The sequence below is a fragment of the Muriventricola aceti genome (assembly GCF_025567565.1).
GTDB classification, from domain to species: domain Bacteria; phylum Bacillota; class Clostridia; order Oscillospirales; family Oscillospiraceae; genus Lawsonibacter; species Lawsonibacter aceti.
On sequence record NZ_JAOQKF010000003.1, the window covers coordinates 88582 to 101046 of the forward strand.

Annotated in this window: 12 protein-coding genes; all 12 read left to right on the top strand. The window is 59.1% G+C overall.

The annotated features are described in order from the left end of the window. A partial coding sequence (locus OCV64_RS04440; protein WP_262669418.1) for a hypothetical protein occupies nucleotides 1–1265 on the top strand: 1265 nt, incomplete at its 5' end. Between the two features lie 4 nt (nucleotides 1266–1269). After that, nucleotides 1270–2088, top strand: a complete 819-nt coding sequence (locus tag OCV64_RS04445) for a hypothetical protein (RefSeq protein WP_186852283.1) — start codon at nucleotides 1270–1272, stop codon at nucleotides 2086–2088. Between the two features lie 130 nt (nucleotides 2089–2218). Further along, a complete protein-coding gene (locus OCV64_RS04450) occupies nucleotides 2219–3034 on the top strand; it encodes a glutamate racemase (RefSeq protein ID WP_262669419.1) in 816 nt (271 codons plus the stop codon). 132 nt (nucleotides 3035–3166) lie between these two features. Continuing rightward, nucleotides 3167–4288: a THUMP domain-containing class I SAM-dependent RNA methyltransferase gene (locus OCV64_RS04455; protein WP_240288619.1), complete on the top strand. Its 1122-nt coding sequence runs from the start codon at nucleotides 3167–3169 to the stop codon at nucleotides 4286–4288. An 8-nt stretch (nucleotides 4289–4296) separates the two neighbouring features. After that, nucleotides 4297–4794 (top strand): DUF3916 domain-containing protein, encoded by a 498-nt coding sequence (locus OCV64_RS04460; RefSeq protein ID WP_262669420.1) that lies wholly within the window; start codon nucleotides 4297–4299, stop codon nucleotides 4792–4794. 18 nt (nucleotides 4795–4812) lie between these two features. Then, nucleotides 4813–5727 carry a diacylglycerol/lipid kinase family protein gene (locus tag OCV64_RS04465; protein WP_262669421.1) on the top strand — a complete coding sequence of 305 codons (915 nt, stop codon included), beginning with the start codon at nucleotides 4813–4815 and terminating at the stop codon, nucleotides 5725–5727. Between the two features lie 189 nt (nucleotides 5728–5916). Further along, nucleotides 5917–6201 (top strand): co-chaperone GroES, encoded by a 285-nt coding sequence (locus OCV64_RS04470; protein ID WP_023347701.1) that lies wholly within the window; start codon nucleotides 5917–5919, stop codon nucleotides 6199–6201. Nucleotides 6202–6260: 59 nt separating this feature from the next. After that, on the top strand, nucleotides 6261–7889 hold the full coding sequence (groL, locus tag OCV64_RS04475; RefSeq protein WP_147573322.1) for a chaperonin GroEL: 1629 nt from the start codon (nucleotides 6261–6263) through the stop codon (nucleotides 7887–7889). A 335-nt stretch (nucleotides 7890–8224) separates the two neighbouring features. Next, nucleotides 8225–8653: an NfeD family protein gene (locus OCV64_RS04480; RefSeq protein ID WP_147573323.1), complete on the top strand. Its 429-nt coding sequence runs from the start codon at nucleotides 8225–8227 to the stop codon at nucleotides 8651–8653. Between the two features lie 41 nt (nucleotides 8654–8694). After that, the gene (locus tag OCV64_RS04485) at nucleotides 8695–9669 is read left to right on the top strand and encodes an SPFH domain-containing protein (protein WP_186852278.1); all 975 of its coding nucleotides are present in this window, start codon (nucleotides 8695–8697) and stop codon (nucleotides 9667–9669) included. A gap of 271 nt (nucleotides 9670–9940) precedes the next feature. Then, entirely contained in the window at nucleotides 9941–11350 is a 1410-nt protein-coding gene (locus tag OCV64_RS04490; RefSeq protein WP_240288615.1) for a TraB/GumN family protein, read from the top strand. Nucleotides 11351–11508: 158 nt separating this feature from the next. Continuing rightward, nucleotides 11509–12465, top strand: a 957-nt coding sequence (locus tag OCV64_RS04495) for a helix-turn-helix domain-containing protein (RefSeq protein WP_262669422.1), incomplete at its 3' end; no start/stop codon positions are given.

Genomic DNA, 12465 nt, shown 5'->3' on the forward strand with positions numbered 1-12465 from the left:
ATGTGCTGATTTTGTTTCTTACCTGCTCCGCTGTCTGGCTGCTGATCCAGACCAGAATGCTGGAGCCGCTGCACAATATTCTCCGGGAGGATATGCCCCAGACCCAGATGGGACAGACGGAAGGGGGTAGCCGGATCGAGGCGGTCCGCCCCCTGCGTATCGCGGTCAATCTGACGGCGGGTATGGAGACTGGCCGCTATGGAGTTCAGTATGACCAAGGGGCGGCGGATGCCCTGTTCCAACAGGTGGCCGGCCTGCTGGCCGAGGGGCTGTCCAGTGCGGGCCAGCCAGAGCGGGTGAACCGCTACCAGTGGGAGGAGGCGCTCACCTCCTGTCCTGGCGTCTATTTCGATTTTCAGGGGGATATCCCCCTCCAAGTGCTGGTGGGCTGGCTGTCCGGTGAGGAGAGCGCGCTGGATGCCCATGTCCGGCGACTGGTCCTGTCCCTATGGCAGAACCAAGTGGCGTTTTATTACCAGGACCAGCGGGACGGATATTACTACCGCTGTCTGACGGAGGTTGTCACGCCCCAGCAGTTGGAAAGCGCGCTGACCGGAATGGGGACAAACGGCGCCCGCTTCGCCTTTGAGACCGATCTGTACCAGGACCTGGACCCGGATACCCTGCTGACAGAGGGGGGGCTGGATCCGGTCATCTATCAGGCGGCCAATCCGGCTGTCGGAGGGCAGAGCGCCCTTGCCGCTCTGGCGGAGGACCTGGACTTCTCGGTGGGCTCCAGCGTATTTTACTCTGCGGGCACGGAGCAGGTGGTCCGAAACGGCAACGACACCCTGCGGCTGACTGAACGGGGCATCGCAACCTATCTGGCTGACCGGGGCGGGGTGGGCCATTTCCCCCTGTCCGGGGCAGACCTGTTTGAAGCGGTAGAGACATGCCGCCGACTGGCCGCGGACGCTATGACGCCCCGTATGGGAGAGGCGAGACTGTATCTGATGTCTGTCCAAGAGGTGGATGGGGGCTGGCAAATCGACTTTGGATACTGCCTGAACGGGGTGCCGGTCCAACTGGACGAGGGGAGTGCGGCCCAGTTTTTGGTCCAGAACGGGAGGATAGACCGCTTTACGCTCCGGCTGCGCAGCTATACAGCCAGCGGAGAGCGTGGGTCTGTCATGCCGCCCCTCCAGGCCACGGCGGCTCTCACGGCCAAAGGGATGGAGGGGGATGAGTTGATGCTGGCCTATCTGGACGGCGGCGGGGACAGCGTGTCCGCCACCTGGGTGGCCGCCGGCAGCCGGGAGGATTGACGGTATGGAATGGTCCAAGCTGAAAAACATCATCCTGATCATGCTCGCGGCGGTCAATCTGTGCTTACTGTTCTTTGTGGTCCAACGGGAGTGGCGGGACAGCGCCAACCAGAGGCAGAATCGCCAGCAGGCCGTGGATTTCCTGACTGACCGTGGGATACAGATCCATGAGGGACAACTGCCCGACGACCAGATGGTTCCCAGGCCCCAGACCGTGGAGCGGGACCAGGAGGAGGAAAGCCGCTTGGCCACCCAGCTTTTTGGGGAGGATGTAGTGGTCCAGGCCAGAGGAGCCGGGGTGTACCGCTACCAAAACGGGGCGGGCGCCCTCCAGTTCCACAGCGATGGATCCTTTTCGGCGGAATTATCGCCAGACAGCTTCCCGCTGGGTGTGGACCAGGAGAGGAGTTGCCTGGACCTCCTGACCCAAATCGGGTTCGAGGGAGAGACAACGGCACGGGATGAGAATACCCTGACGGTCCGCCAGAGCTGGGAGGGCATCCCCCTGTTTAACCACCAGGTTACCCTGGTATGGGGCTCGGAGGGGCTGGAGACCATGACCGCCGGCCGCCGTCTGGTGGGCAGCCCTGTGGAGCGGACGGACCAGCGGCCCATTACGGTGGCCTCGGCGCTCGTCTACTTTTATAATGGCCTCAATGGGCTGGGCGACGTATGCAATCAGGTGGACAGTATCGTTCAGGGCTATATCAGTGTCACCTCTCTGTCCGGGCCCATGGAGCTGATCCCGGTGTGGCGCGTCACAACGGACACCGGCGCTTATCAACTGGACCTGCTTACCGGGGAGCTGAACCGGGTGGAGTGACGAAGGGTATCTCCGCGGAGCGGTAAAACTTGACCGCCCCGCGGAGTTTCGTCTTTACCAGACCGACAGTTTGTGGTAATATCCACTGGTGACGGCCGGCAACCCGCCGGCGGCAGAAGAAGGTGTGTCTATGTTCCATCCCAGTGACCCCATCGGAATCCTGGACTCTGGCATCGGCGGCTTTAGTGTAGTCCGGCAGGTTCAGCGGACGCTGCCAGGCGAGGAGCTGGTCTATTTCGGGGACGGCGCCCATATTCCCTACGGGAACCATCCAGAGGACAAGATCGTGGCCATGGCCCGGTATATGTTCCGCTTCATGGAGGATCATCATGTGAAGGCCCTGCTGGTGGCCTGCAATACCATCTCCTGCGTAATCGGACAGTGTGAGGGGGAGGTGTCCTGCCCCACCTTCAACGCCGTTCAGGCGGGGGCGGAGGCCGCCGCACGGCTGAGTGTAGACAAGATAGGAGTCATCTCCACCGTCTTTACCCACAACTCCCGGTGCTATCCGGAGGGGATATTGGCCCGCAGCCCCAAGAAGCTGGTGGTCCTCAGCTGTGGCTGTCCTGATTTGGCCCGGCTGGTGGAGCACAACCTTGGGGACCCTGCCGGCATGGCGGAGGTGGAGGCGGACCTGCGCCTGGAGATGGACGGCATAGTGCGGGAGGGCATCCAGTGCTGTGTGCTGGGCTGTACCCATTACCCCCTGGTAGCGGACAGCATCCGCCGCCTGTATCCCGGTCTGCCCCTCATCGACCCCGCGGAGGAGATGGCCCGCGCCCTAAAGGAGTACCTGGAGGGAGAGCGGTTGCTGGCCTCTGACGACAGATTGGGCGGACTGACCATCTATACCACCGGCGACGTGAAGGAGTATGCTCTGCGGGCCCGCCAGGTGGGACTGGAGCGGATAGGGAGCGTGTCCTTCTATCCCCCTATGGCGCTTTGACAGGGATAAACGTGGGACAGGGCGAAGATCGCCCTGTCCCTTTTTTACACCGGCGGCTTGGAGAAAAAGAATTTGCCATAGACCGTCAGATACGGTATACTGGACCCACAAAAGAGAGGAGAGGTGTTGCCTGTGGGCGAGCTGAATTTTGCTGTCCCCACCCTGTTTGGCCTGGAGGGGCTGTGCGCTGACGAGATCCGGAGGCTGGGTCTGCCCAGTGTCCAGGCGGAAAATGGCCGGGTGCTGTGTACCGGAACAGAGGGGGACCTGCCCCGGCTGAATCTGAATCTGCGTACCGGGGAGCGGGTTCTGCTAGTGCTGGGGACATTCCCGGCTGGAAACTTTGACGCTCTATTTGAAGGGACGCGGGCCCTGCCCTGGGAGCGGTTCATCCCTCGGGAGGGCCAGTTTCCAGTGAAGGGCCACTCCCTCAACTCCGCCCTCCACTCGGTGCCCGCCTGCCAATCCATCGTGAAAAAGTCGGTGGCCGCCCGGCTGGGAGAGGCTTACGGCTTGAATACCCTGCCGGAAACAGGGGCGCTGTACCAGATTCAGTTCGCGATTATGAAGGATACCGCCACCCTGATGCTGGATACCTCCGGCGCTGGGCTGCACAAGAGGGGCTACCGGGCCCAGGGGGTGATTGCCCCCCTGCGGGAAACGCTGGCGGCGGCCATGGTCCTGCTGTCCCGGTACAGAGGCCGGGACCCCCTGTGCGACCCCTTCTGCGGCAGCGGCACCATCCCCATCGAGGCTGCCTTGATTGCCCGAAACCGGGCGCCGGGGCTGAACAGGTCCTTCTCCGCCCAAAAATGGGGGTGGCTGGACAAGCGGCTCTGGATGGAGGCGGCTGACCAGGCCATGGACCAGGAATTTGATGGGGATTATGAGATTTGGGGCGGCGACCTGGACCCCGCCGCCGTGGAGCTGGCCCGGCACAATGCTCAACTGGCAGAGGTGGACGACATCGTATCCTTTGAGGCGGCCGACGCCCGGACCTTCCACTGGGGCGGCCTCTATGGCCGGGTGGTCACCAATCCGCCTTACGGAGAGCGCATCATGGAGCGCCGGGAGGCGGAGGAGTTGTACCGGGCCTTCGGCCGAGCCTGGAGCAAATTTCCAGAGGGCTGGAAGCTCTTCCTTTTGTCCTCCCACACCGAGTTTGAGCGGACTTTCGGCCGGCAGGCGGACAAGAAGCGAAAACTCTATAACGGGATGCTGAAGTGCGACCTGTTTATGTACGGGATGAAATAGGAGGGGTCATGCCTTACCATATAAAAAAATTTCGGGGATATCGGCGGGAGCTGAAAAGGGTTCTGCGGGTGGTAGAGGAGTACCAGCCCAACTGGTGTCCGGCGGAAGAGGATTTTCGAGAGGAGTGGCTGGACCTGGGAGCCAACCGTTTTTTTCATCCCAGAGGGAAGGACCGGAAGGCGCTGATGGCCGCCCTCCTGCGCAAGACGGAGGAACTGATTGCCGCCAGGCCGGCGGACCTGCCCTCCTGTAAAATATTCCTCTTTGTCCCTGGGGGCGACCCGGCTCTGGCGGAGATCATCCTCATCTACGACCCGGACCGCTTCCAGACCTTCTGGGTGCGTACCGACCCGGCGGACCAACTGTGGATTCCCCAGGAAGGTCCCTCCCTGCTGGCGGAGCTTGGGCTGGAGAGCTCCCTCCCGGAGCGGTGCGTGCTGGAGGAGTTTCACTGGGCAGGCTATGTGGAGCAGCAGCTGATCTGGGGCTTTGGGGAGCTGCCCTGAGGTGCTTCGGAGGTGTCTATGGACCATCTGTTTATCATCAACCCCGCAGCAGGGAAGGGGAGATCGGTTCAACAGCTGGAGGAGGACCTGACTAGACTGGCAGTTCACCACCAGGTGTTTTATACGAAACAGGCGGGAGACGCCTGCAAGATAGCAGAGCGGGCCGCGGCGGACGGCAAGCCCGCCCGGCTTTATGCCTGTGGCGGCGACGGCACCCTCAACGAAGTGGTCAACGGGGCGGCGGGCCACGATTTTCTGGCAGTGACCAACGTGCCCATGGGGACGGGCAACGACTTTCTGAAACTGTTTGGACCCAACTACCGCGGCATTTTTTCAAATCTAGAGGCTTTGGCGGCCGGGCCGCAGGCCGCCTTTGACCTGATGGACTGTAACGGCAAGCTGGGGCTGGATGTGATATGCGCCGGAGTGGACGCACGTATCGCTGCCGGAGTACACAAATACAAGCGATTGAAAGGTGTCTCCGGACGATGGGCCTATCTGCTGTCCCTGGCGGAGCAGGTGCTTGTATGGGGAATCTGCCGTCCCATGACGGTGTCCATGGGGGCTGACCACTGGACGCAAGAGCCCACCGCCATCCTGTGCGTCTGCAATGGGCGGCACTATGGGGGCGGTTTTATGCCGGTGGCCGACGCCATGCCTGACGACGGCGTGCTGGATGTGCTGCGGGTGGGCAAGGTGAGTCTGCCTACCTTCGCGCGCCTGGCGGGCCAGTACGCGAAAGGCTTGTACTGGAAGTACCCCGCGCTGATTCGAGCCTACCACGGGCAGGAGGTGTCCTTCTCCGCCCGGGAACCCATCACCGTGGTAGTGGATGGAGAGATCATGCGGGACACCACTTTTACCGTCCGCCTGTCAGAGAAAAAGGTGAATTTCTTTTACCCGGCTGGAGCGAGCTATTCCCCTTGTGTTTAGCACTCTTGACATATGTTTGTGAACAAAACGTAAATTATAGAAAATCAACCCCAAATTTTTTTGATTTAGGGGTTGATTTTTTTTGAGAAAGCGGTTATTATCATAGTTAGATTTAGCACTTAAATAAAAAGAGTGCTAAACCACTGAGAAAGTTAGTTCAAAAAACTCATATATAAGGAGGAACTTGTTATGAAACTCAAACCCCTGGCTGACCGTGTGATCGTAAAACTGGTGGAGGCCGAGGAGACCACCAAGGGCGGCATCATCCTGACCGGCGCCGCCAAGGAGAAGCCCGAAGTGGCAGAGGTCATCGCTGTAGGTCCCGGCGGTATGGTGGACGGCAAGGAGGTCGTCATGACCGTGAAGGTGGGCGACAAGGTCATTACCAGCAAGTATTCCGGCACTCAGGTGAAGCTGGACGGCGAGGAAGTGACCATCGTTCGTCAGAATGATATCCTGGCCGTGGTTGAGTAAACCCGTCTTTTTATCCCAAATCGTGTATCAAATTTACTCTAAATCGGAGGTAATGTGTTATGGCTAAAATTATCTGCTACGGCGAGGAGGCCCGCAAGGCTCTGGAGAAGGGCGTCAACCAGCTGGCCGATACTGTAAAGATCACCCTGGGCCCCAAGGGCCGCAACGTGGTGCTGGACAAGAAGTTCGGTGCTCCCCTTATCACCAACGACGGTGTTACCATCGCCAAGGAGATCGAGCTGGAGGACCCCTTTGAGAACATGGGCGCCCAGCTGGTGAAGGAGGTCTCCACCAAGACCAACGATGTGGCCGGCGACGGCACCACCACCGCTACCCTGCTGGCTCAGGCTATCGTTCGCGAGGGCCTGAAGAACCTGGCGGCCGGCGCCAACCCCATGGTCATGAAGAAGGGCATCGCCAAGGCCACCGCGGCCGCCATTGAGGCCATGAAGGCCAACAGCCAGAAGGTCAACGGCTCCGCTGATATCGCCCGTGTCGGTGCCGTGTCCTCCGGCGACGAGACCATCGGCAAGCTGATCGCTGAGGCGATGGAGAAAGTGGGCCACGACGGCGTCATCACCATCGAGGAGTCCAAGACCGCCGAGACCTACTCCGAAGTCGTGGAAGGTATGCAGTTCGACCGGGGCTACATCACCCCCTATATGGTCACCGACACCGAGAAGATGGAGGCCAACCTGGACGACGCCCTCATCCTGATCACCGATAAGAAGATCTCCAACATCCAGGAGCTGCTGCCCATTCTGGAGCAGGTAGTACAGTCCGGCAAGAAGCTGCTGATCATCGCTGAGGACGTGGAGGGTGACGCCCTGTCTACTCTGATTGTCAACCGCCTGCGCGGCACCTTGAACGTGGTGTGCGTCAAGGCCCCTGGCTTCGGCGACCGCCGCAAGGAGATGCTCCAGGATATCGCCATCCTGACCGGAGGCCAGGTCATCTCCTCCGATGTGGGTCTGGAGCTGAAGGAAGCTCAGTTGACTATGCTGGGTCAGGCCCGTCAGGTGAAGATTACCAAGGAGAACACCACCATCGTCAACGGCGCTGGCAGCAGCGAGGACATCAAGGCCCGCATTGGCCAGATCAAGAGTCAGATTGAGGTCACCACCTCCGACTATGACAAGGAGAAGCTCCAGGAGCGGCTGGCCAAGCTGGCCGGCGGTGTGGCCGTCATCAAGGTAGGCGCCGCCACTGAAGTGGAGATGAAGGAGAAGAAGCTGCGCATCGAGGACGCCCTGAACGCCACCCGCGCCGCTGTGGAAGAGGGCATCGTGGCCGGCGGCGGCACCGCCTACCTGAATGCCATCCCCGCCGTGGAGAAGCTGTACGACCAGGTCGATGGCGACGAGAAGACTGGTGTCCAGATCATCGCCCGGGCCCTCACCGCTCCGGTGAAGCAGATCGCCGCCAATGCCGGCATCGACGGCTCTGTAGTGCTGGAGAAGATCCGCGAGTCCGGCAAGACCGGCTACGGCTTCGACGCCTACAAGGAGGAGTACTGCGATATGATCCCCGCTGGCATTGTGGATCCCACCAAGGTGACCCGTTCTGCCCTGGAGAACGCCGCTTCCATCGCATCCACCCTGTTGACCACCGAGTCCCTGGTGGCCGATAAGCCCCAGCCTCCCGCTCCCGCCGCTCCCGCTGCCCCTGACATGGGCGGCATGTACTGATAAACGCGGTTAGTCTTTAAAACCCGGGCACGTAGAAAGCCAACTTCCTTCCGCCGTGTCCGTGTCAAAGCCTAACGTTTAAGAAACTAAAAAGTTCGGCTCTCATCAAAAGTGAGAGCCGAACTTTTTTGCTTGGAATATAGGTATGTCTAGGAGTGCGGTTTGATTGGTTTTTTCTGTGTATGATGGCTATAAGATTTGAGGCCATACTAATTTATAGCCAATATTTTATTTTTTGACAGCAAGTTATTGTAGCAATTTCCTGGCGGATATGATATGCTACCAATATAGCAAGCCTCGGGACTGTGCATCAGGACCGGGGGAAAGGAGTGTCTATGAGTCCGAGTACCATTTGGCTGATCGTCATGGTGGTGCTGGTCCTCGGGGAACTGGCCACCGTGGGGCTGACCTTCATTTGGTTTGCCGTCGGAGCCCTAGGCGGAGCAATCACAGCCTGGATGGGCGGAGCAATCTGGGTTCAGGTGATTGTGTTTCTGGCTCTGTCCGGTCTGGCGCTGGCTCTGGTGCGGCCATTGGCCGCCCGGTATCTGGATACCAAAAATGTGGCCACTAACGCGGATCGGGTGATCGGCAAGACTGCCATAGTGATCCAGGACATCGACAACATAGAGGGAAAGGGTCAGGTCAATATCTCAGGCCAGATATGGTCCGCCCGGAGCCAGCAGGCTGTGGTCATCCCCGCCGGTACGGAGGTCAAAGTGCTTCGTATCGAAGGGGTCAAGGTGTTCGTAGAAACATTATAAGTGCTTGTAAATGGAAGCCATTTAGAAAGTGAGGAGAAAATATGGAAGTTGTTTTGGGTATTCTGCCATGGATAATCTTGGCGCTGCTGGTCCTAATTGTGCTGGGGTCCTGCATCAAGATCGTTCCCCAGTCCCGTGCCTTTGTCATCGAGCGGCTGGGCGCATTCCGTACGGTGTGGGGCGTGGGCCTGAAGTTCAAGCTGCCTATCGTGGACCGGGTGGCGAAAAATGTGTCCCTGAAGGAGCAGGTGGTGGACTTTCCGCCCCAGCCCGTCATCACCAAGGACAACGTGACTATGCAGATCGATACCGTAATTTATTTTCAGATCACAGATCCCAAACTGTACACCTATGGGGTGGAGAACCCCATGTCCGCCATTGAAAACCTGACCGCTACCACCCTTCGTAATATTATCGGCGATCTGGAGCTGGACCAGTCCCTGACCAGCCGGGACCACATCAACGGACAGATGCGGGCGATCCTGGACGAAGCCACCGACAACTGGGGCATCAAGGTCAACCGGGTGGAGCTGAAAAATATTATGCCGCCCCGGGATATTCAGGAATCCATGGAGAAGCAGATGCGGGCCGAGCGCGAGAGGCGTGAGTCCATTCTCCAGGCCGAGGGCCAGAAGCAGTCCCAAATCCTGGTGGCGGAGGGCGAGAAACAGTCCGCTATCCTTCGAGCCGACGCGGCCAAGCAGGCGGCCATCCTTCAGGCGGAAGGCGCCAAGCAGGCCAAGATTTTGGAGGCTGAGGCCGAAGCCGAGGCCATCCTGAAGGTTCAGCAGGCCACCGCAGACGCCATTCGGCTCATCAATGATGCTGCCCCTGGCGACGGCGTCATCAAAATCAAGGCGCTGGAGGCATTCCAGGCCGCCGCCAACGGGAAAGCCACCAAGATCATCATTCCCAGCGAGATTCAGGGCTTGGCCGGTCTGGCTGCCGCCGCCAAGACAGTCTTCGACACCGAGGACCCCAAGGCTACCATCACCAAAACAGTAGTGAAAGAGTAAGTAACGGGCACGACCTTCATTCCGCCCAAAAGACAGACAGGGACAGGCCCCTTCACGGTCTGCCCCTGTTTTGTTATATATTTTAGGTAATAATGAATAAAAAGTTTGAAAAAGTGTACTTTTTCAAACTTTTTTCAAAATAACCCTTGCGCTAATATAACACAAAGATCCAGATATTGCAACCGATTTTCCAAATCATTTTTCTTGACTTTGCCGGTTTATAAAAGTACACTTAAACAGACTAAGGCAAATGGAGAAAGGACGTCTCACTATGAAAAAATTTTTAGCGCTGCTGCTCTCCCTGGCTGTGGCCATGGGGGCATCCCCCGCCATTCTGGCGGCCGAGGAGCAGGTCCAGCCTCTCCCAACCTGGGCCTACGGCGTGCTGGCAGATGGATATGCTATGGGACTTTTTGGTGACGAGCTGTACACGGACCACGGCAAGACCATCACAGATGAGCAGTTGAACAAGATGACACAGGTGGTGGCTGACAAGCTGGCCCTGCTGGGTGTGGAGCAGCGGGAGGCGGATGACACCGGCCTGGTCCTCGATACGACCCGCGGCGGTGTGCTCAACGCTCTGTACCAGGAGGCGGCCGCTTACGCCTTTCCCGGCGTGGAGGAGGGGCCAGAGGCCTTCATGACTGAGGTGGGCGCGATAGCCGGCGACGGCACCGGGCTGAATCTGGACCGTCCCTGCACTCTGCTGGAGGGGGCCGCTATGGCCAACAGCCTGATCCTCAATCTATATGACCAGCAGAACGCCGGCTCCCTGGGTCTGCTGTGGAAGGCGGAGGGCAACGGCAACACCTTGTACCTGCTGGGCTCCATCCATACGGACGTGAACAACACCTACCCCATCCATAAGCAGCTGCGGGACATCATTCTGAACGCCGAGCAGGTGACCTTTGAGTTGGACTTCAATGACCAGGCCCAGATCGCCGAGTTTGCCGCCATGCAGACCTATGCCGACGGTACGACCCTGGCCGACCACATCTCCCCGGAGCTGTATCAGGTGGTAGTGGAAACCGCCGCTCAGATGGGGATGGATGAGCAGACCATCGCCCAGTACAAAGCTTGGGCCCTGGCCAACAGCTTTTCCTCCCTGGCTACGATGGATGAGACCACCAGCTCCAACGCCATGGCCATTGATATGTATGTCAACGCCAAGGCGGTCAATGCCGGCATCGCCATCGACGCTGTGGAGACCTATGCCTTCCAGGGCGGTATTTTTGACGGCCTGTCCCCTGAGTACCAGGAGGTATACCTGGCCAGCGGCCTGCTGATGATTCTGGACCCTGATTCCATGAGCCAGCAGACGAAGGACGCCCTGACCGCCGTGCTGGGGGAGGAGGCCTTTGAGCCCGCCACCCAGGAGGCCCTGCAGGAGGAGGTGGCCCAGATCGGCGCCATGATGGACACCTGGAAGAGCCGGGACGTGGAGAGCTTTGACCAGATCTATGATAAGGATGCCATCCTGAACAGCGACGACGAGCTCAACAGCAAGCTGTTCACCGACCGGGACCCCGGCATGATCGCCTATGCGGATGAGTATCTGAAGCGAGAGGGCTCCCACACCGGCCTGCTGGTGGTGGGCGCCGGCCACATGGTGGGCGAGACCGGCGTTGTCCAGGGGCTGAAGGACCTGGGCTACACGGTAGAAGTGGTGCCTGCTCCCTGATATGAAATGATATGGAGAGATCCCCCGGCCAAAACCGGGGGATCTTTTGTATTAAAATTAACTGAAGGTTAATATCCGCTCCCGTTCTCTGTCGTACTGCTCCATTGTAGCGGGCGGGAAAGTCTGGTATGATGGTGGAAAGACAGGAGGAGAAGCTTATGAAAATCCATGACGTAATCCGTACCCGCCGCCAGACCATGGGACTGACCCAGGAGGGACTGGCTGATAGGCTCGGAGTTAGTGCCCCGGCAGTAAATAAATGGGAGAAAGGGCTCAATTACCCAGATATTACCCTTCTGCCTTCCCTGGCCCGGACCCTGGGGGTGGATCTGAACACCCTGCTGTCTTTTCAGGAGGACCTGACCCAAGAGGAAATTGGTTTATTTCTGAACCGAGTCTATGAGACAGCCCAGGGGGAGGCGCTTGCCGCGGCCTTTGATTTGGCCAGGAGTAAGCTGCGGGAGTTTCCCAATAGTGACCTGCTTGCCTTCAGCTTGGCGGGGCTGCTGGAGGGAATATTGACTCTGTTACCTGGCGGCACAGAGGGGGAGCGGCAGACCTGGCAGGAGGAGATCGACGCTCTCTATGAGCGGTGTGTCAGCAGTGCGGACGCAAGGGTGTGTGAAGCCGCTACCTACACTGTGGCCTCTAAGTGTATTAGCCGGGGGGAGTTGGACCGGGCCCAGACCCTGTTGGACCAGTTATCCGATACCCATATGGACAAGCGTACTCTCACCGCCTCCCTGCGGAGGAAGGAGGGAAAGATCGAGGAGGCCTGGACTATCCTGGAGCGGGACTTGTTTGACCGGGCCCATGCTATCCAGACCACCCTCCTCCACATGATCGAGCTGGCGATTGAGGAGGGGGACAAGGAGGCGGCTCACCACTTTTCTGATACGGCTGAGGCAGAGGGGAGAGTCATGGGCCTTACCGATTACGCTGTGCTGTCCGCTCCCCTCCAGTTGGCCATGGCAGAACGGAACGGCCCACGGGCGCTGGAGCTGCTGGAGAGACTGCTCCACTCTTTGACGGTCCCCTGGGATTTGAGTGAATCTTCTCTGTATCGCCATCTACCCACCAAGAACGAAACCGGGGAGGCCCAGAGCATGTTGCTC